Raw genomic sequence first — 20,429 nt, forward strand, 5'->3', positions numbered from 1 at the left:
GCTCCCGGAGCGGGGTCTGCCGCGGGTGAGGTCGTACCGGGGGCATCCGGTGACGAGGAGCGACACGACGTGCGCCCGGGTTCCGGAGGCCATCGGCGCGTAGGCGGAGCCCGGTGCCCGGTCCGCCCACCCCTCGGAGCCCGGAGCCGGTCCGCCCACCGCCCGGCGCCCGGCGCCCTCCGCCCACCGCTCGGGGCGCGGTGGGCGGGGCGTTCACACGTACTCGGTCGCCGCGTCCAGCAGCCAGTGCGCGAGATGGCCGGCGAACGACGAGCGGACCAGCACCCAGAAACCGGCCCGGGGTTCGTCCCGGGCGACCAGGACGACCTGGGTGCGGCCCAGGGTCGTCTGGGCGCAGCGGCCCGGACCGAAGACCCGCGGGTGCAGGTCCAGCGGACAGCCGTGGGCGAGGACGTCGCGGGCGCGGGGACCCGCGACGAGGAGCGTGGTGCGCTGGGCGGAGACATCGGTGACGGAGACCGGTTCGTCGCCGGCCGCGTCCCGGATCCGGGTCTCCAGGTCCCGCTCCCGGCCGGGCGGGGCCACCAGGAGCCATTCGTCGGGGCCGAGCCACAGTGCCGTCGACTCGCCGGCACGGACGACGGTGTTGGGTTCGAGGGGCAGGGGCAGGTCCAGGGCGAGCCCCACGGCGTCGGCCGCCGGGCCCTTGGCGTCGAGACGCACGTTCACCTGGGTGAGGAAGGGGAGTTCGGCAAGCCGGACCGCGCCCGCGGAGGCGCGGGTGGCAGCGGCCAGCCGGGCGGCGGCACCGCCGAGGGGGCTGCGGGGCGCGGAGGTGGGGACGGTGTCAGCCATCGCGGCGGGCTCCCTCGGGGTCGTAGAGGACAGGGCTTGCGACGGTCACCGGGACCAGCCGGTCGCCGACGGGGGCGTACAGCCGCTCGCCGACACGGTCCCGGCCGCCCTTGATCAGGGCGAGCGCGAAGGTCCGGCCGAGGGCGGCACTGCGGTAGCTGGAGGTGACATGGCCGAGCATCGGGACGGGCGGCGCGGGCAGCACGCTGTCGGCGACCAGGTGGGTGCCCTCCGGGAGGAAGGTGCCGGGGTCCTCGGGGAGCAGGCCGACGAGGTGCTTGCGGTCGGGGCGCGCGGTGTCGGCGCGGGCGTGGGAGCGCTTGCCGATGAAGTCGGGCTTCTTCTTGGAGACCGCCCAGCCCATGCCGAGGTCCTGGGGGGTGACCGTGCCGTCGGTGTCCTGGCCGATGATGGGGTAGCCCTTCTCGGCGCGCAGCACGTGCATGGTCTCGGTGCCGTAGGGGGTGATGCCGTGCGGGGCGCCCGCCTCGTACAGCGCCTCCCACAGGGCGAGGGCCTCCCACGGTGACACGTTGATCTCGTAGGCCAGTTCGCCGGAGAAGCTGATCCGGCAGACCCGGGCCCCGATCCCGGCGACGGTCGTCTCCCGCCACGCCATGAAGGGGAAGTCGTCGTTGGCGACGGCGAGGTCAGGTGCGAGCGAGCCGAGGACGTCGCGGGAGCGGGGGCCGACCAGGGCGACGGTGGCCCACTGCTCGGTCACCGAGGTGCAGTGGACGCGCAGTTCGGGCCACTCGGTCTGGAGCCACTCCTCCATCCAGTCGAGGACGGTGGCCGCGTTGCCGGTGGTCGTGGTGACCAGGAAGCGGTCCGGGGCGAGCCGGATGACCGTGCCGTCGTCGAAGACCATGCCGTCCAGGCGGCACATCACGCCGTAGCGGATCATGCCGACCTTCAGGGTGCTCATCATGTTGGTGTAGAGCCGGTCGAGGAAGACGGCGGCGTCCGGGCCCTGGACGTCGATCTTGCCGAGGGTGGAGGCGTCCATGAGGGCGACGCCCTCGCGGGCCGCCCGGCACTCGCGCAGCACGGCGGTCCCCATGTCCTCGCCGTCCCGCGGGTAGTACCAGGGGCGCTTCCACTGGCCGACGTTCTCGAAGAGTGCGCCGTGCGCGACGTGCCACTCGTGCAGGGCCGTCGTGCGGACCGGGTCGTGGAGGACGCCCCGGTCGCGGCCGGCGAGGGCGGCGAAGGAGACGGGGGTGTACGGCGGCCGGAAGGTGGTCGTACCGAGCGCGGAGACGTCCACGCCGAGCAGTTCGGCGACGACACCACTGGCGAGGACGCCGGACGTCTTGCCCTGGTCGTTGGCGGTTCCGGCGGTGGTGTACCGCTTGGTGTGCTCGACGGAGCGCAGGCCGGCGCCGGTGGCGCGGGCCAGGTCGTCGACGGTGACGTCGCGTTGCAGGTCGACGAAGCGGGGGGCGCCGGCACGGCCGGGAACGGTGAACAGGTGCTGGGGCGGCGTCGGACGGGGCTGCGCGGGCACCTGCGGCAGGCGCGGCGTTCCGGCCGTGTAGCCCTCGGCCTCGATCGCGCGGGCGCCGGCGGCGGCACCCTGAGCGAGGGCCCCGGCGAGGTCCGGTGTGCCGCTCGCGCCGCCCGCGACCTCGACGGCCTGACGGCAGGTGTCGGGGACGAAGGTGCCGAGGGCCTCGTCGTGGCGCAGCCTGCCGCCGGCCTGGCTGAACAGGTGCGCCACCGGGTTCCAGCCACCGGAGACCAGCAGCAGGTCGGCGGCGAACTCCCGGCCGCCCTCGGTCTCCCCGTACGGGGCGACGGTCACGGCGGTGAGGCGGGCGTCGCCGTCGGTGCCGATGACGGCGTGGCCGGTCAGCACCTCGATGCCGGCCTCGCGGGCACGCTCGGCCCACTCCCCCGCCTCGGCGCGGGTGTCGGCGATCACGGCGACGTCCACGCCCGCCGCGAAGAGGTCCAGGGCTGCGGCGTAGGCGCTGTCGTTGGTGGTGAGGACGACCGCGCGCCGGCCGGGCAGGACGCCGTGGCGGTGCAGGTGGGCGCGGGCCGAGGCGGCCAGCATCACTCCGGGGCGGTCGTTGTCCGCGAAGGCCAGGGAGCGCTCGTGGGCTCCGGTGGCGAGGACGACCCGGCGGGCGCGGATCCGCCAGACCCGCTCGCGGGAGACGTTCTCGGGGGCGGCGGCGCCGAGGTGGTGGGTGCGGCGTTCCACGGCGAGGAGGTGGTTGTCGTCGTAGTAGCCGAAGACGGTGGTCCGGCCGAGGACGCGGACCTCGGGGGCGGTGCGGAGGCGGGCGGTGACCGCGTCGACCCAGTCGAGGTGCTCGCCCGTGCCCAGGAGGCTGCCGCCGGGCTCGGGCCGGTCGTCGGCGAGGATGACCCGGGCGCCGCTGCCTGCGGCCGCCTCCGCCGCCGCGAGACCGGCCGGGCCCGCACCGACGATCAGCAGGTCGCAGTGCGCGTGGACGGCGTCGTAGCGGGCGGGGTCCGGGGCGGTGGCGAGGCGGCCCTGGCCGGGGAGGCTGCTCGCGACGAGGCCGTCGTACAGTTCGACGGCGGTGGCGGGCAGCATGGGCTCGGGGAAGGGCTCCTCGATCTGGACGACCGCGTTGGGTTCCTCGACACCGGCGGAGAAGATGCCGCGGGGGCGGCCGAGCTTGATGCTGGTGCCCGCCTGGACGACGCCGTTGGCGAGGAGCGCGGAGGCGAGGGTGTCGCCCCGGTGGCCCTGGTAGGTGACGCCGTCGAAGGTGAAGGTCAGGACCTCGTCGCGGTGGACGCGGCCCAGGGTGGGGTGGCGGAACGGCTGGGTCGGCCGGCCCTCGCCGGGGGGCGCGGCCTCGGGCTTCCCCTCGGCGGGGACGATCCCGCTCTCGAACGCGGCCGGACGGGCCGGTTCTGCGGGGCCCGGCCGCGAACCGGCGGCGTGCGGCGGGGCGCCGACCGGGCTCGGCTCGATCGACGCCGGGCGTTCCTCGCCGGTCCGGTACACCGTCAGGATCTCGTTGGTCGAGGTGTCGCGGACGGCGTTGAACCAGCGGCGGCAGCCCGCCGCGTGGCTCCAGCGTTCGGCGAAGGGGCCCTTGGGGTTGTCGCGGAAGAAGAGGTAGCGCGCCCACTCCTCGTCGGTGAGGGCCGACGGGTCCTCGGGGTAGGGGACGTGGGCCTGACCGCCGTAGTGGAACTCGGCCTCGTCGCGCGGCCCGCACCACGGGCAGGGGATGAGCAGCATGGTTCGGCTCCCAAGTGGTCCAGCGGTCCTAGTGGGCCACCGCGGCCGCGCCGTGCTCGTCGACGAGCGCGCCGGTGGTGAAACGGTCGAGCGAGAAGGGGGCGTTGAGGGGGTGGGGGGTGTCGTGGGCGATGGTGTGGGCGTAGACCCAGCCGACACCGGGTGTGGCCTTGAAGCCGCCGGTGCCCCAGCCGCAGTTGAGGTAGAGGTTGTCGACCGGGGTGAGGCCGATGATCGGCGAGGCGTCGGGGCTGACGTCGACGATGCCGCCCCAGGTGCGCAGGACATGGGCGCGGGCGAAGACCGGGAAGAGCTCCAGGGCCGCCGACATCTGTTCCTCGATGATGTGGAAGGCGCCGCGCTGCGTGTACGCGTTGTAGGAGTCGATGCCCGCGCCCATCACCAGTTCGCCCTTGTGGGCCTGGCTGACGTACACGTGGACCGCGTTGGACATCACGACCGTCGGGTGGACCGGTTCCAGCAGCTCGGAGACGAGCGCCTGCAAAGGGTGGCTCTGCAGGGGCAGTTCGATGCCTGCCATGGCCGCCAGGACCGAGGTGTGGCCGGCCGAGCAGAGGGCGACCTTGCCGGCCGCGATGGGTCCCAGGTTGGTCCTTACGCCGACCACCCGGCCGCCCACCACGTCGAGGCCGGTGACCTCGCAGTTCTGGATGATGTCGATGCCGGCCGCGTCCGCGGAGCGGGCCAGGCCCCATGCCACGTGGTCGTGCTTGGCGATGCCGGCACGGGGCTGGTAGGTGCCGCCGAGGACCGGATAGCGCACGTCGGGCGAGGTGTTGACGATCGGGCAGACCTCTTTCACCCCGTCCGCGTCGAGCCAGTGCGCGTCGACGCCGTTGAGGCGGTTCGCCTCCACGCGGCGCACGCTGTCGCGGACGTCCTGGAGGCTGTGGGCGAGGTTCAGCACACCGCGCTGGGAGAAGAGGATCGGGTAGTCGAGTTCGTCCGCCAGCCCTTCCCAGAGCTTGAGGGCGTGCTCGTAGATGCCGGCGCTCTCGTCCCACAGGTAGTTGGAGCGGATGATCGTGGTGTTGCGGGCCATGTTGCCGCCCGCGAGCCAACCCTTCTCCAGCACGGCGACGTCGGTGATGCCGTGGTTCTTCGCGAGGTAGTGGGCGGTGGCGAGGCCGTGTCCGCCGCCGCCGACGACGATCACGTCGTAGGACCGCTTCGGTTCGGGGGTGCGCCACAGCCAGTCGGGGTGCTCGGGGAGTTCGGCGCCGGGGGTACGGGGGCTCATCGGACGGCTCCGTCCACGGGAAGGGACTGGTTCATTCGGGGTTCGCGTTCCTCTCGGCGGCCTCGACCACGTTGGCGAGGAGTATCGCCCGTGTCATGGGGCCGACGCCGCCGGGCATCGGCGCGAGCCAGCCGGCCACCTCGGCGGCGTCCGGGTGCACGTCGCCGACGAGCCCGCGGTCGGTGCGGGTGATGCCGACGTCGAGGACGGCCGCGCCGGGGCGCAGCATGTCCTTGGTGATCAGTCCGGGCGAGCCGGCCGCGGCGACGACGATCTCCGCCTCGCGCACGTGCCGGGCGAGGCCCTTCGTGCCGGTGTGACAGAGGGTGACGGTGGCGTTCTCCGACCTGCGGGTGAGGAGGAGTCCGAGGGGGCGTCCGACGGTGATGCCGCGTCCGACGACGCAGACCCGGGCGCCGGCGACCGGGACGTCGTACCGGCGGAGCAGTTCGACGATGCCGCGCGGGGTGCAGGGCAGCGGTGCGGGCTCGCCGAGGGTGAGCCGGCCGAGGTTCACCGGGTGGAGTCCGTCGGCGTCCTTGGCCGGGTCCATGCGTTCCAGGACGGCGCCCGCGTCCAGGTGGCGGGGCAGCGGGAGCTGGACGATGTAGCCGGTGCAGGCAGGGTCGGCGTTGAGTTCGTCGATGACGTCCTCGACCTGCCGCTGGGTGGCGTCGGCGGGCAGTTCCCGGCGGAGGGAGGCGATCCCCACCTGCGCGCAGTCGCGGTGCTTGCCGGCGACGTAGGCGCGGCTGCCGGGGTCGTCCCCGACCAGTACCGTGCCGAGCCCCGGCGGGCGGCCGCCGGCGGCGGTCAGTCGGGCCACGCGTCCGGCGAGTGCGCGGCGGACGTCGCCGGACGTCGCCTTCCCGTCAAGTGTCCGTGCGGTCTGTGTGCACGGTGCGGTCGGTGCGGTCGGTACGGTCACGGTGGCTCCTCAGCCGCGCAGCCGGGACATCGACGGGTCGAACAGCGGCTCCTCGGCCACGACTGCCTCCACACGCTGGTCGAAGTACCCGATGTGCACGGTGGTGCCGGGCACCGCCACCTCCGTCGGCAGCCAGGCGTAGGCGATGCCCTTGCCGATGGTGTAGCCGTACGCGGCGCTGGTGACGTACCCGACGGCACGGTCCCCGGCGTACACGGGCTCCTTGCCCATGACGACCGAGCAGGGGTCGTCGACGGTGAGGCAGGTCAGCCTGCGCCGTACGTCCTGCCTGCGGCGCTCCAGCGCGGCCTTCCCGATGAAGTCGCCCTTGTCGGGCTTGACGGCGAAGCCGACACCGGCCTCGTAGGGGTCGTGCTCGTACGTCATGTCGGTGCCGAAGGAGCGGTAGCCCTTCTCCAGGCGCAGGCTGTTGAAGGCCCCGCGGCCGGCGATGATGCCGCCGAGCGGCCGGGCCGCCGCCCAGAGGGTGTCCCACAGCTTCTGGCCGAGGTCGGCGGTGGTGTAGAGCTCCCAGCCGAGTTCGCCGACGTACGACAGGCGCATGGCGGTCACGGGCACGGAGCCGATGTGGGCGCGCTTGGCGCGGAAGTACTTCAGGCCGTCGGCCGAGAAGTCGTCGTCGGTCAGCGGCTGGAGGACCTTGCGGGCCAGCGGGCCCCACAGGCCGACGCAGCAGGTGCCGGGGGTGATGTCGCGGACCTGGACCGTGCCGTCGGCGGGGAGGTGCCGGCCGAACCAGTCGAGGTCGAGGTTGCCGTTGGCACCGACCTGGAAGTGGTCGCGTCCCAGGCGGGCCACGGTGATGTCGCTGCGGATGCCGCCGTCGTGGTCGAGGAGCAGGGTGTACGTCACCGAACCGACGGACTTGGCGACCTTGCCGGTGGTCAGCCGCTCCAGGAAGTCGGCGGCGCCGGGGCCGGTGACCTCCAGGCGCTTGAGGGCCGTCATGTCGTACAGCGCGACCGTCTCACGGGTGACCTGCGCCTCCGCGCCGACGATGGGCGACCAGAACCGCGCGGCCCAGTCGTTCGGGGTGGGGATGCCGCGGCCCTCGACGAGGGAGGCGTTCGCCTCGTACCACTGGGGGCGCTCCCAGCCGTTCGCCTCCAGGAAGAACGCGCCGTGCTCCTCCTGGCGTGCGTGGAAGGGGCTCTGGCGGATCGGGCGGGGCTCTCCGGAGGGCTGCAGGGGGTGGAGGATGTCGTAGACCTCGACGAAGTTGCGGCAGTCGCGGGCCAGGACGTACTCGGGGGCGAGCTGGTGCGGCTCGAAGCGGTTGACGTCGCACTCGTGCAGGTCGAAGGACGAGCAGTGGCCGTCGACGAGCCACTCGGCCATGGCCCGGCCGACGCCCGCGGAGTGGGTGACCCACACGGCCTCGGCGACCCAGAACCCCTTGACGTCGGGGGACTCGCCGAGGAGCGGGAAGTTGTCGGTGGTGAAGGAGAACAGGCCGTTGATGCCCTCCTCGATCTTCGCCTCCTGCGTCGCCGGGAGCAGCGACCGGGTCTCGGTCCAGGCGTCGGCGAAGTCGTCCTCGGTGAACTTCAGGACCGAGGGCATCGGCTGCGCGTCGTCGAAGGAGCGGATGTCGTCGGCGGAGACCGGCATCGGGCGGTGGCCGTAGGAGCCGATGCCGATGCCGTCGAACCGGTCGCGGTAGTAGAGGTCGGCGTCCTGGTGCCGCAGGATCGGGCGGACCGCCTCCTCGGTCTGGCCGGCGAGCGCGGGGATCGGGCCGGTCCAGGCGAGCTGGTGGGCGAGCGGGGTGAGCGGGAGGTTCATGCCGGCCATGCGGGCGATGCGCGGGCCCCAGATGCCGGCGCAGCACACCACGATGTCGGCCTCCAGGTCGCCCTGGTCGGTGCGGACGCCCGTCACCCGGCCGTCGGTCCGGAGGATGTCCAGGACCTCGTGGCGGGCGAGGAAGCGCACGCCGCGCTCGGTGGCCCGGCGGATCTGCGCCTCGACGGCGAGGACGGCCTTGGCGAGGCCGTCCGTCGGGACGAGGAGGCCGCCGAGGACCCGGTCGGGGTCGACGAGGGGGTGCTGCTCGACGCACTCCTCGGCGGTCAGCAGCCGGGCCTCGACGCCCCAGGCGGTGACCCAGCCGTGACGGCGGTGCAGTTCGGTCAGCCGTTCGGGGGTGGTGGCCACTTCGAGGCCGCCGACCTGGAGGAAGCAGGGCTTGCCGTCGACGTCGAGGGAGCAGAACTTCTCGACGGTGTAGCGGGCCAGTTCCGTCATGGTCTTGGAGGAGTTCGTCTGGAAGACCAGGCCCGGGGCGTGTGACGTGGAGCCCCCGGTGGCGGGGAGCGGCCCCTGGTCGACCACGGTCACTTCGGTCCAGCCGCGCGCGGAGATCTCGTCCGCGAGTGCCGCGCCAACGACGCCCGCTCCGATGATGACCACTCGGGGTCCCGCCATCGCCGCACCTCCGATTGAGAACGAGTCCAGCCGGTTCAGTTGCTGTCTGCGCAACATGGTTCAGGTTGCGCAACTCAATGTGCCTGTCGCGAGGAGGGGGTGTCAAGGGGTCCGTGACGTCGGGGAACGGCCTCGGGGAAGGCCCCGGGAACGACGAGGCCCGGCGGGCGGCGCACCCCTGTGCACGCCGCCCGCCGGGCCCGTCCGACCGGCCTTCCGGCCTCGCTACTTGATCCAGGCGTCCACCTTGCCGCGGTTGGCCTCGACCCACTTCTTCGCCGCCGCCTCCGGCGCCATCTTGTCCACGGCGATGTACTTCGCCACGGTGTTCTGGTCGTCGTTCGTCCACGTGAAGTTCTTGACCAGGCGGTACGCCGGGCTGTCCGACTTGGCGAACTTCGTGCTGACGATCTTGTCCAGCTCGTAGACGGGGTAGTCGCAGGCGACCTTCTCCGCGTCGGCGTCACAGCCGGTCTTGTACTCCGGCAGTTTCACCTTGACCAGGGGCACCTCGGCCATGAACCACTGCGGCTCGTAGAAGTAGCCGATCACCCATTCCTTGTCCTTCTCCGCCTTGCGGAAGGCCTGGATGAGCGCGGTCTCGCTGCCCGCGTACACCACCTTGAAGTCCAGCTTCAGGTTCTTCACCAGGGCCTCGTCATTGGTGACGAACGACGGGTCGCCGTCGAGGAGCTGGCCCTTGCCGCCGGACTCGGAGGTCCTGAACTTGTCGGCGTACTTGTCGAGGTTCTTCCAGTCGGTGATGTCGGGGTGCGCCTTCGCCAGCCACGGCGGCACGTACCAGCCGATCAGCCCCTTGTTCCCGGTGGCGCCGGCCTCGACGGCCGTCTTCTGGTCGGTGATGTACTTCTTCTTCAGGTCGTCGTGGCCCCAGTTCTCGATGACGGCGTCGACCTCGCCCGTCCCGAAGCCCTGCCAGGCGATCTCCTCCTTCAGGTCCTTCTTGGTGACCTTGCAGCCGAGGTCGTGCTCCGCGACGTACGCGACGACCGCGGCGTTGGCCTCGTAGCCCACCCACGGGTTGACGGCGAGGTTGAAGGTGCCGCACTTCCCCGAGTCGCCCGAACCGCCCGAGCCCGCCGGGGCCTCACCGACCTTCGCGCCGCCGCAGGCGGTCAGGGCGAGCCCGAGGACGGCCAGTCCGGCCACGCCGGCTCTCCACTGTCGTACTGGTGTTGCCATGGTCAGTGCTCCTTACGCGCTCACGCGTCGCGCCGCGGCCTGAGTGATCCGGTCGAACATGACTCCGAGGAGGACGATGGCGAACCCGGCCGCCAGGCCCTTCCCGTACAGCTGCCCCTGGGAGAATCCGGCCACGACGTCGTAGCCGAGGGCGCCCGCTCCTACCAGGCCGCCCACAACAACCATCGACAGCACGTAGATCAGGCCCTGGTTGGTCGCGAGTGTCAGGGCACTGCGTGACATCGGCAGTTGAACCTTGGTGATGATCTGCCAGGTGTTGCACCCGGCGGAGGTGGCCGCCTCCACGGTGGCGGCCGGCACGGCCCGCACCCCATCCGCGATGATCTTGATGGCGACGGGCGCCGCATAGACGATCGCGGCGACGATGGCGGTGAAGCGGGTCGCCCCGAACAGCGCGAGGAACGGCACGAGGTAGACGAACGGCGGCATGACCTGCGCCGCGTCGAGGGTCGGCCGCAGCACCCGGTCCACGAGGAGGCTGCGCCCCATCCACACCCCGAAGGCCACGCCGAGCACCATGACCAGCACGGTCGCCACAAGGGTGGAGGCCAGGGTCGTCATCGCGTCCGACCACAGTCCCGTCCCGACCAGCAGCCCCACGCAGACGGCGGCGACCGCGCCGGCCCGCCGTCCGCCGAGCACCGCGCCCAGCGTGACCAGCACGGCGGCCACGAGCCACCACGGCGAGTCGGTGAGCAGCGACTGGAACGGGTTGAGCAGCCCGTAGGTGATGGCGTCGCGGAAGGCGTTGGTGAGGCCGGAGAGGCTGTCCTGCACCCAGGTGGTCGTGGTGTCGGCCGCCTTGGCGATGGAACTGCCGATCCCGCCCTCGCCGGGGAACTCCGCAGCCCACACATAGGTGTGCGACAGGGAGACGAGGACGGCCGCGACCACACCGCCCGCGGCCAGCAGCGGTCGCCGCCAGGTCGCGAACCGGCCGGTCGCGTGCCGGGCCGCCTCCTGACGGGCGCTCGCCGCGGTGGTCACCCGGTCGAGGACGATCGCCATGACGACGATGGCGAGGCCCGCGTTGAAGGCGGTGCCCACGTCGAGCGACTCCAGGGCCTGCATCACGGTCTTGCCGAGACCGGGCGCGTCGATCAGGGCGGCGATCGTCACCATGGCCAGGGCGGCCATGATCGACTGGTTGACGCCCATCACCACGGTCCGCTTCGACATCGGCAGCAGCACCTTGAGCAGGGCCTGCCGCCGGGTCGCGCCGAGCGAGTCGGCCGCCTCGACCGTGGTCTCGGGGACGGACCGGATGGCGTGCGCGGTGATCCGGATCGCCGGCGGGGCCGCGTAGATGACGGTGGCGATGGTGGCCGAGGCGCCGCCGATGAGGAAGAACAGCGTCAGCGGGGCCAGGTAGACGAAGGTCGGCATCGTCTGCATGAAGTCCAGGAAGGGCGTCACGATCCGGTTGAACCGGTCGGACAGACCCGCCCACACGCCCAGCGGGATCGCGAACAGCAGCGCCACGAGGACCGCGGAGACGGTGAGGGCCAGGGTGTCCATGCTCTCCTGCCACAGCCCCTGCAGCCCGAAGAAGGTGAAGCCGGCCACGGCCAGCAGCGCCACCCGCCAGTTGCCCACGGCCCAGGAGACGTAGCCGACGACGCCGACGACGCCGAGCCAGCCGATCTGCGGGACGGGGCGCCCGGCGGAGGGCTGGGAGATCAGCTCCTGGACGAAGGTCACCAGGGTGTCGATGACCAGCCGGATCTCGTTGAAGAAGTAGAGGAAGACCGGGTTGGAGTTGCGGTTGGCGCCGATGGAATCGTTGAGGTCGTTGATCCAGCGGTGCAGGTCCGTGAGGTCCGCCGCGGCGAGGGTGAGGGTCTGCCTGCCGTGCAGCAGCGCGAAGAGCACCAGCCAGAGGACGACGATCGCCGCGACGACGGTGCCGCGTCCGACCTTGCGGGTGCGGGCGCCGGACGCGGCGGCCGGGGGCACGGCGTCGGTCCTCAGCGGGGGTTCGGGCTTGCGTGGTTGTTCCGGTTTCTCCACGGCGACGGTCATCACATGCCGCCTTCCTGCCCGGCGACCACCGCGAGGATCTCCTCGTCGCCGACGATGCCGAGCAGTTCGCCGTTCTCGACGACCTTGACCGGCTTGTCGGCCGCCAGCACCGCGCGGGTGGCCTCGCGGACCACGACGTCCGGGCCCAGCTCGGGGCCGTCCAGGGCGTCGCCGTCGGCGACCGGCCGCATGATCCACCGCAGGGTGAGCACGTCGCCGCGCGGGACGTCCCTGACGAACTCGCGGACGTAGTCGTCGGCCGGGGCGCCCACCAGCTCGTCGCCGGTGCCGCACTGGACCGTCCGGCCGTCCCGCATGATGAGGATGCGGTCGCCGAGCTTGAGCGCCTCGGAGAGGTCGTGGGTGATGAAGACCATCGTCTTGCCGACCTCGTGGTGCAGCCGGATGACCTCGTTCTGCATGTCGCGGCGGATCAGCGGGTCGAGCGCCGAGAACGGCTCGTCGAAGAAGAGGACGTCCGGGTCCCCGGCGAGCGCGCGGGCGAGGCCGACGCGCTGCTGCATACCGCCGGAGAGCTGGTCGGGGTAGGAGTTCTCGTAGCCGGAGAGGCCGACGAGTTCGACGACCTCCAGGGCCCGCCTGGTCCGCTCGGGCCGGCTCATGCCGCGGATCTCCAGGCCGAACGCCACGTTGTCGACGACCCGGCGGTGCGGCAGCAGCCCGAAGTGCTGGAAGACCATGGAGAACTTGCTCCGCCTGAGGTCCCGCAGGCGTCTGTCGTCCGCCTCGCGGATGTCCTCCCCCTCGAAGACGAGTTCCCCGGAGGTGGGTTCGATCAGGCGGGTGAGGCAGCGCACCAGGGTGGACTTGCCGGAGCCGGACAGGCCCATGACGACGAAGACCTCGCCCTTGCGGACGTCGAAGTTCACGTCGCGCACGGCGGCGGTGCAGCCCGTGCGGTCCATGAGTTCGCGGCGGGTGAGGCCGCACAGCTCCTCCGACTCCGGCACCCGTTCCGCCTTCGGCCCGAACACCTTCCACAGCCGGCGCACGGATATGACCGGGGTACCGTCCGGGTCCTGAGGTGTGCCGCGCCGCTGCGGTACCTCGGTCTGCGTTGGGGTCACGATCGACCTCTTTTCGGCGTTCAGCCGCGGAACCAGTGCTGCGGCCGGGGTTGGATGTTCTGCCAGATGTGCTTGGGCTCTCGGTACTCGTTCAGGCCGGTCGGTCCCAGCTCCCGGCCCACGCCCGAGTGCCCGAAGCCACCCCATTCCGCTTGCGGCACATAGGGGTGGTAGTCGTTGATCCACACCGTGCCGTGGCGCAGCCTGCGGGCGACCCGCTGGGCCCTGCCCGCGTCCTGCGTCCAGACGGCTCCGGCGAGTCCGTACTCGGTGTCGTTGGCGATGCGTACGGCGTCGTCCTCGTCGGTGAACCGCTCCACGGTGAGTACGGGCCCGAAGGACTCCTCGTGCACCACGCGCATGTCCTGGCGGCACTCGTCGAGCACGGTCGGCGGGTAGAACCAGCCGTGGGCGAGCGCCGGGTCGGTGGGGCGTTCGCCGCCGCAGCGCAGGACGGCGCCCTCGGCGAGGCCCGCGGCGACGTACGCCTCGACCTTGTCCCGGTGCTGGGCGGAGATCAGCGCACCGGTCTCGGCCCTGTCGTCGAAGGGCCCGCCGAGCCGGATGAGCCGGGCCCGGCGGACGATCTCGTCGACGAGGCGGTCGTGCAGGCGGTCCTCGACGATCAGCCGGGCGCCGGCCGAGCAGACCTGGCCCGAGTGCAGGAAGACGGCCGTGAGGGCGAAGTCCACGGCCGTCTCGAAGTCGGCGTCGGCGAAGACCACGTTGGGGTTCTTGCCGCCGAGTTCGAGCGCCACCTTCTTCACGGTGGCGGCGGCGGTGGCCATGATCCGTCTGCCGGTGTCCAGTCCCCCGGTGAAGGAGACCATGTCGACCCTCGGGTCCTCGGAGAGCGGGGCGCCCACCTCGGGGCCGGTGCCGAGGACGAGGTTGGCGGCCCCGGCCGGGAGTCCGGCCTCCGCCAGCGCCCGCATCAGCAGGATCGAGGTGGAGGGGGTCAGCTCGCTCGGCTTGAGGACGATGGTGTTGGCGGCGAGGAGCGCCGGGGCCACCTTCCAGCCGGCTTGCAGGAGGGGGTAGTTCCAGGGGGTGATGAGTCCGCAGACACCGATGGGCTCGTACACCACACGGCTGACGGCGTCGTCGCGTCCGGTGTCGATCACCCGGCCGGCGTCGATGCCGCCGAGACCGCCGTAGTAGCGGAAGCAGGAGACGACGTCGGCGATGTCGTACGCGCTCTCCACCAGCCGTTTACCGGTGTCCAGCGACTCGGCGCGGGCGAACTTCTCCGCGTCGCGTTCGATGATGTCGGCGGTCCGCAGCAGCAGTGCGCCACGCTCCCGCTCGGGGGTGTGCGGCCACGGTCCCTCGTCGAAGGCGGCGCGGGCCGCCGCGATCGCGGCCTCGGTGTCGGGCCGGGTGCCCTCCGAGACGGTCGCGACGAGCGAGCCGTCAGCGGGGCAGCGGATCTCCCGTCGCCCTCCGGCCACCGGATCCTGCCACGTCCCCGCCACATACAGGTCTGCCACTCGCCAAGCCCTTCAGCTGACATGCGTTGCGCATCATGCATCCCATTGCTTGTGGTGGAACACCCTGGCGGGCGCCAAGACCTACGTCAAGAGGGTGGTGGATGACGATTCAGCCATGCGGACACTTGCGCGTCCACCCTTGACCGGGAGCGACCGCAAGCCGACCATGTTGCGTATCGCTCACCTTGTTGTGCAATACGCACCGACGGAGGCTGTCATGTCCCCTCGACCGCACCCTGGCCGTGAGTACGTCCTCACCCTCTCGTGTCCCGACAGCGCGGGGCTGGTCCACGCGGTGAGCGGCTTCCTCGTGAGGAACTCCGGGAACATCCTGGAGAGCCAGCAGTTCGACGACCGACTGCAGGGCCGCTTCTTCATGCGGGTCCACTTCGATGTCGGCGACCCGGACACGGAGCTGAAGACGCTGCGGTACCGGTTCGGTCCGGTCGCCGAGGCGTACCGCATCTCCTGGAACCTCAGCGAGGCATCCATCCCGACCCGGACGCTGATCATGGTGTCCCGGTTCGGCCACTGCCTGAACGACCTGCTCTTCCGCAGCCGCTCCGGCGCCCTCAACATCGAGATCCCGGCGATCGTCTCCAACCACCGGGACTTCGAGGGCCTTGCAGAGACGTACGGCATCCCCTTCCACCACGTCCCGGTCACGCGGGACACCAAGGCCGAGGCGGAGGCGCGGCTGCTGGAGCTGGTGCGGGACCTCGACGTCGACCTGGTGGTGCTGGCCCGCTACATGCAGATCCTCTCCGACGACCTGTGCAAGCAGCTGGAGGGCCGCGCGATCAACATCCACCACTCCTTCCTGCCCAGCTTCAAGGGAGCCCGCCCCTACGACCAGGCCTACGACCGCGGCGTCAAGCTCGTCGGCGCGACGGCCCACTATGTGACCCCCGACCTGGACGAGGGCCAGATCATCGAGCAGGACGTGGTCCGCGTGGACCACTCCCTCGCCCCCAAGGACCTCGTCACCGTCGGCCGTGACGTGGAGGCGCAGGTCCTCGCGCACGCGGTGAAGTGGCACAGCGAGAGCCGGGTGATGGTGGACGGCAACCGCACGGTGGTCTTCCGCTGAGGGCGGGCACGGCCACGGGCGGGGCTGGCTCTCCAGCCCCGCCCCTTGTCGTGTACGACCCGCGGGGTGCACGCGTGTACAACCCGCGAGGGTGCCCGGCGGAGCCCGGGAGTGTCCGCGGGCACCGTCCGCCGCCGTCCGTCAGCCGTCGAGGCGGTCGAGCAGGGCGCGGCGCCAGCCTTCCGTCTCGGCGATCTGGTTGAAGGTGAACAGGTGCAGCCCCGCCACCCCCGCCGAGGGCGCGGTGAGGGCGCCCTCGGACCGGGTCAGCAGGGCCTCGGGCGCGTAGCCGCCGGGCGCGGCGAAGCGCAGGAACCACAGGGGGTGCCGGGCGAGGAACCGCGTCGACTCCCCCACCCCGATCTTCGTCGCCATGGCCAGCAGCTTCGCCCGCTGCACGGGGCCGGCGACCCCCACGTACACCGGCAGCGCGACTCCCCTGCCCCGTACCCGGGCGATCCACCGCGCGAGCACCCTCGGGTCGAAGCACAGGTTGCTCACGACGTACGTGGCGTGCTCGCGCTTGTCCCACATGGCCTGGACGGTGATGTCGTCGTGGATCAGCGGATGACTCTCGGGGTAGCCGGTGACGCCGACCTCGGCGAAGGGCCGCCCCAGCTCGCCGAGGCGGCGCAGCACCGGCAGCGCCCCGTCGTACGTCCCGGCCGGCGGATCGGCGTCGCCGGCAGGGACGAAGACGTCGTCGACGGCGGACTCGCGGAGCCGGTCGACGGTCTCCTTGAGGTGGGCGTCGTCCCGCAGCAGCCGCGCGGGCACGTGCGGGACGACCCGGTAGCCGTGGGCGGCGAGCCGCGCGGTGAGGTCGAGGGTCGGTTCCAGACCCTTGACGGGGGACGCCGTCACGGTGACGACAACGTCGCGCGGCAGATGGGCGAGGACCTTCTCCTCCGTAGCCCTGGCGGGCAGCACCTCGTAGCGGACGCGGCGCAGCAGCGCACGGAGCCCCGGGGCGGTCACCCTCTACCCCGCCGACTTCTGGGCGTCGCGGTGGCGGTAGTAGGCGGCCGTGGACGCGGGCAGCGGTTCCCTGCCGAGGATCAGGTCGGCGGCCTTCTCCGCGATCATCATCACGGGCGCGTAGATGTTTCCGTTGGTGACGTAGGGCATGACGGAGGCGTCCACGACGCGCAGGCCCTCCACGCCGTGCACCCGCATGCTGGCGGGGTCGACGACGGACATCGCGTCGGTGCCCATCTTGCAGGTGCAGGACGGGTGCAGGGCGGTCTCGCCGTCCTTGGCGACCCAGGCGAGGATCTCCTCGTCGGTCTCGACGGACGGTCCGGGCGAGATCTCCCCGCCGTTGTAGGGAGCGAGCGCGGGCTGGTTGAGGATGGTGCGGGCGACGCGGACGGCCTCGACCCATTCGCGGCGGTCCTGTTCGGTGGAGAGGTAGTTGAAGCGCAGCGCGGGGTGTTCGCGCGGGTCCCTGCTCTTGATCTTCACGGAGCCGATGGCGTCGGAGTACATGGGCCCGACGTGCACCTGGTAGCCGTGGCCGCCGGCCGGTACGGAGCCGTCGTAGCGGACCGCGATCGGCAGGAAGTGGAACATGAGATTGGGGTAGTCCACGTCGTCGTTGCTGCGGCAGAAGCCGCCGGCCTCGAAGTGGTTGGTGGCGGCGGGGCCCTTGCGGAACAGCCACTGGAGCCCGATGAAGGGGGCGCGCCACTTCGCCAGGTACGGCTGCATGGAGACGGGCTGTTTGCAGGCGTACTGGATGTAGACCTCCAGGTGGTCCTGCATGTTCTCGCCGACGCCGGGGAGGTCGTGGACGACGTCGATGCCGAGGGCCCTCAGCTCCTCGGCGTTGCCGACGCCGGAGAGCTGGAGCAACTGGGGGGAGTTGATGGCGCCGCCGCACAGGATGACCTCCCTGGCGCGGACCTGCTTCGGGGCGCCCTTGCCGCGCTGGTACTCGACGCCGACGGCCTTCTTGCCCTCGAAGAGGACGCGGGTGACGAGGGCGCGGGTGGTCACCGTGAGGTTGGGGCGCTTCCTGGCGGGCTTGAGGTAGGCCTTGGAGGCCGAGAGGCGGCGGCCGCGGTGGACGTTGCGGTCGAACTTGGCGAAGCCCTCCTGCCGGTAGCCGTTGACGTCGTCCGTGGGGGCGTGGCCCGCTTCCTCGGTGGCCTTGAGGAAGGCGGTGAACAGCGGGTTGGTCGCGGGGCCCCGTTCGAGGACGAGGGGGCCGTCGTGGCCGCGGAACTCGTCGTCCGGGTCGGCGGCGAGACAGTTCTCCATGCGACGGAAGTACGGCAGGCAGTGCGCGTAGTCCCAGCTCTCCATGCCCGGGTCGGCCGCCCAGCGCTCGTAGTCCATGGGGTTGCCGCGCTGGAAGATCATGCCGTTGATGCTGCTGGAGCCGCCGAGGACCTTGCCGCGGGCGTGGTAGACGCGCCGGCCGCCCATGTGGGGCTCGGGCTCGGACTCGTACTTCCAGTCGTAGAACCGGCTGCCGATCGGGTAGGTCAGCGCCGCGGGCATGTGGATGAAGACGTCCCACGGGTAGTCGGACCGGCCGGCCTCCAGGACCAGCACACGGTTGGCCGGGTCCGCGGAGAGCCTGTTCGCCAGTGCGCTGCCGGCCGAACCGCCGCCGACGATGACGAAGTCGTAGTGCAGGGGAGCCATGGTGCCTCGTCTCGCTCGCGCCATCGGTACGCGAGGCATGCTAGACCGGTATCGCCATACGCACCAGGTTGCGAGCAACGCAACTTGGCTGGGTGGGTTTCGCGCCTGTTACTTGCAATCGTGTTGTTTACTACGCGTATAGTTTCGTTGTGAGCAACCACAGCCAAGGCACCGAAACCTCGAATTCACAGTCCGGTGGAGTGCAGTCGGTCGACCGCGCCATCAGCGTCCTGGAAATCCTGGCCCAGCGCGGGGAGGCGGGCGTCAGTGAGGTGGCCGCCGAGATCGATGTTCACAAGTCCACCGCGTTCCGCCTGCTCGGCGCCCTGGAGGCGCGCGGCCTGGTGGAGCAGTCGGGCGAGCGCGGCAAGTACCGGCTCGGCTTCGGCATCGTACGCCTGGCCGGCGCGGTCACGGGCCGTATCGACATCACCCAGCAGGGCCGCCCGGTCTGCGAGCGGCTCGCGGAGGAGATCGGCGAGACCGTCAACATCGCGGTGCTCCAGGAGCACTACGCGATCAACCTCTACCAGGTGCGCGGCCCCGGAGCGGTCACCGCGCACAACTGGGTCGGCCAGCTGACCCCGTTGCACGCCACGTCGAGCGGCAAGGTGCTGCTGGCGTACCTGCCCGCGCGGGAGCGCGCGGCGCTGCTGGCGGAGGCGGGCCTGAAGAAGGTCACGCCGCACACCATCACCTCGAAGACCAGGCTGGAGAAGCATCTGGCGGAGGTGCGGGAGGCCGGTTACGCCTGGACCCAGGAGGAGCTGGAGATCGGTCTGCACGCCATGGCGGCGCCGGTCCTCGACCGGGAGGGGCAGGTCATCGCGGCGGTCACCGCCTCGGGGCCCTCGTACCGCTTCACCGAGGAGCGCATGCGGGAGCTGGCCCCGGTGCTGATGAAGGGCGCCGAGGAGATCAGCCACCGGATGGGTTACCTGGGCTGACCTCCCGGCGGCTGGGACCGGCCGCCGAGGCGTTCGCCGACCCAGTCGTGGAAGGCGCCGATGTGGTGCTCGCTGGGCACCAGGACGCCGCCCTTGGCGTACATCCGGGAGCTCATGCCCGGCTGTGTGCGTTCGCACGCCTCGAAGTCCTGCCGGTTGACCCGGTCGAAGAGTTCCACGGACCGGCTGACGTCCTTGCCGCTCTCCACGACGTGCGGGAGGTAGAGCCAGTCGCACTCGACGATCGTGCGGTCGACGGCCACCGGGTACATGCGGTGGAAGATCACGTGGTCGGGGACGAGGTTGATGAAGACCTGCGGCTTGACGGTGATCGCGTAGTAGCGGCGGTCCTGGTCGTCCGAGACGCCGGGGATGCGGTCCAGCCCCTCGGATCCGTCGACCGTGAAGCCCCGCACCTCCTCGCCGAACTCCGCGCCGTGGCCGACGTAGTACTGGGCCGCGTATCCGTCGGCGAACTCGGGCAGCACCTCGGTGAGTTCCGGGTGGATCGTGGCGCAGTGGTAGCACTCCATGAAGTTCTCGATGATGAGCTTCCAGTTGGCCTGGACGTCGTACACGATCCGCTTGCCGACGGAGAGGTGGTCGACGTCGTAGCGCTCGATGGACTCGACGTCGCCGAGCCGCTCGACGACCGCGCCGATCACGTCCTCCTCGAAGGAGGGCGGGTTCTCCGCCAGGCACACCCACACATAGCCGAGCCACTCCCGGACGGCCACGCTCACCAGGCCGTACTCGGTGCGGCCGACGTCGGGCATCTTGGTGAGGTTGGGCGCCGCGACGAGCTTGCCGTTCAGGTCGTACGTCCAGGCGTGGTACGGGCACTGGAAGGCCCGCTTGACCTCGCCGGTCTCCTCCGTGCAGAGCTTGGCGCCACGGTGCCGGCAGACGTTGAAGTAGGCGCGGACCGAGTTGTCCCGGGCGCGGGTGACGAGGATGCTCTCGCGGCCCACGTCGACGGTGCGGAACGCGCCGGGCTTCGCCAGTTCGGAGGCGCGCGCGACGCAGAACCACATGGTCTCGAATATGTGCTCCTGCTCCTGGGCGAAGATCTGCGGATCCGTGTAGGAGGAGCCGGGGAGGGTGGCGATCAGGCTGTCCGGCAGGCTGGTCGAGGTCACGGTGCACTCCTCGGGGAACGTCGTGGATCGGACTGTCACGCGCCGGGAAGAGCGACTCCGGACGGCGTTGTGTGGGGGGCGACGCTGCGCGC

At 71.3% G+C, this 20,429-nt stretch carries 14 protein-coding genes; 2 read left to right on the forward strand and 12 right to left on the reverse strand.

What is annotated here, in order from left to right; genetic code table 11:
- Window positions 1-213: 213 nt before the first annotated feature.
- From GSY65_RS02695 to GSY65_RS02735, 9 genes are all read right to left on the reverse strand, one after another.
- The gene (locus GSY65_RS02695) at window positions 214-816 is read right to left on the reverse strand and encodes a sarcosine oxidase subunit gamma (protein ID WP_159765757.1); all 603 of its coding nucleotides are present in this window, start codon (window positions 814-816) and stop codon (window positions 214-216) included.
- Entirely contained in the window at window positions 809-4,048 is a 3,240-nt protein-coding gene (locus GSY65_RS02700; protein WP_159765758.1) for a sarcosine oxidase subunit delta family protein, read from the reverse strand. The genes GSY65_RS02695 and GSY65_RS02700 overlap by 8 nt, the downstream gene beginning before the upstream one ends.
- A gap of 28 nt (window positions 4,049-4,076) precedes the next feature.
- Window positions 4,077-5,309, reverse strand: coding sequence for a sarcosine oxidase subunit beta family protein (locus GSY65_RS02705; protein ID WP_159765759.1), 1,233 nt, complete (start codon window positions 5,307-5,309; stop codon window positions 4,077-4,079).
- Window positions 5,310-5,340: 31 nt separating this feature from the next.
- Entirely contained in the window at window positions 5,341-6,237 is an 897-nt protein-coding gene (locus GSY65_RS02710) for a bifunctional methylenetetrahydrofolate dehydrogenase/methenyltetrahydrofolate cyclohydrolase (RefSeq protein ID WP_159765760.1), read from the reverse strand.
- Between the two features lie 9 nt (window positions 6,238-6,246).
- Entirely contained in the window at window positions 6,247-8,685 is a 2,439-nt protein-coding gene (locus tag GSY65_RS02715; protein ID WP_159765761.1) for a GcvT family protein, read from the reverse strand.
- Between the two features lie 225 nt (window positions 8,686-8,910).
- Entirely contained in the window at window positions 8,911-9,888 is a 978-nt protein-coding gene (locus GSY65_RS02720) for an ABC transporter substrate-binding protein (protein WP_159765762.1), read from the reverse strand.
- A 12-nt stretch (window positions 9,889-9,900) separates the two neighbouring features.
- The gene (locus GSY65_RS02725) at window positions 9,901-11,931 is read right to left on the reverse strand and encodes an ABC transporter permease (RefSeq protein WP_159765763.1); all 2,031 of its coding nucleotides are present in this window, start codon (window positions 11,929-11,931) and stop codon (window positions 9,901-9,903) included.
- Window positions 11,931-13,019, reverse strand: a complete 1,089-nt coding sequence (locus GSY65_RS02730) for a quaternary amine ABC transporter ATP-binding protein (protein WP_159765764.1) — start codon at window positions 13,017-13,019, stop codon at window positions 11,931-11,933. The genes GSY65_RS02725 and GSY65_RS02730 overlap by 1 nt, the downstream gene beginning before the upstream one ends.
- 20 nt (window positions 13,020-13,039) lie before the next feature.
- On the reverse strand, window positions 13,040-14,509 hold the full coding sequence (locus tag GSY65_RS02735) for an aldehyde dehydrogenase family protein (protein ID WP_159765765.1): 1,470 nt from the start codon (window positions 14,507-14,509) through the stop codon (window positions 13,040-13,042).
- Window positions 14,510-14,726: 217 nt separating this feature from the next.
- Here GSY65_RS02735 and purU point away from each other — a divergent pair, with 217 nt between their 5' ends.
- Entirely contained in the window at window positions 14,727-15,599 is an 873-nt protein-coding gene (gene purU, locus GSY65_RS02740; RefSeq protein ID WP_159765766.1) for a formyltetrahydrofolate deformylase, read from the forward strand.
- Window positions 15,600-15,740: 141 nt separating this feature from the next.
- Here purU and GSY65_RS02745 read toward each other — a convergent pair whose 3' ends face one another.
- Window positions 15,741-16,577 carry a methylenetetrahydrofolate reductase gene (locus GSY65_RS02745; RefSeq protein WP_159765767.1) on the reverse strand — a complete coding sequence of 279 codons (837 nt, stop codon included), beginning with the start codon at window positions 16,575-16,577 and terminating at the stop codon, window positions 15,741-15,743.
- Window positions 16,578-16,580: 3 nt separating this feature from the next.
- Complete coding sequence (gene betA, locus GSY65_RS02750) at window positions 16,581-18,251, reverse strand: choline dehydrogenase (RefSeq protein ID WP_159765768.1); 1,671 nt, start codon at window positions 18,249-18,251, stop codon at window positions 16,581-16,583.
- A gap of 200 nt (window positions 18,252-18,451) precedes the next feature.
- On the opposite strand from betA, the gene GSY65_RS02755 reads away from it, so the two are divergent.
- On the forward strand, window positions 18,452-19,198 hold the full coding sequence (locus tag GSY65_RS02755) for an IclR family transcriptional regulator (RefSeq protein ID WP_159765769.1): 747 nt from the start codon (window positions 18,452-18,454) through the stop codon (window positions 19,196-19,198).
- On the opposite strand, the gene GSY65_RS02760 is transcribed toward GSY65_RS02755, so the two are convergent.
- Complete coding sequence (locus GSY65_RS02760) at window positions 19,186-20,337, reverse strand: aromatic ring-hydroxylating oxygenase subunit alpha (protein ID WP_159765770.1); 1,152 nt, start codon at window positions 20,335-20,337, stop codon at window positions 19,186-19,188. The two genes, GSY65_RS02755 and GSY65_RS02760, sit on opposite strands and share 13 nt — an antisense overlap.
- Between the last annotated feature and the right edge of the window lie 92 nt (window positions 20,338-20,429).

It is taken from the genome of Streptomyces sp. HM190 (assembly GCF_009857135.1).
GTDB classification, from domain to species: domain Bacteria; phylum Actinomycetota; class Actinomycetes; order Streptomycetales; family Streptomycetaceae; genus Streptomyces; species Streptomyces heilongjiangensis.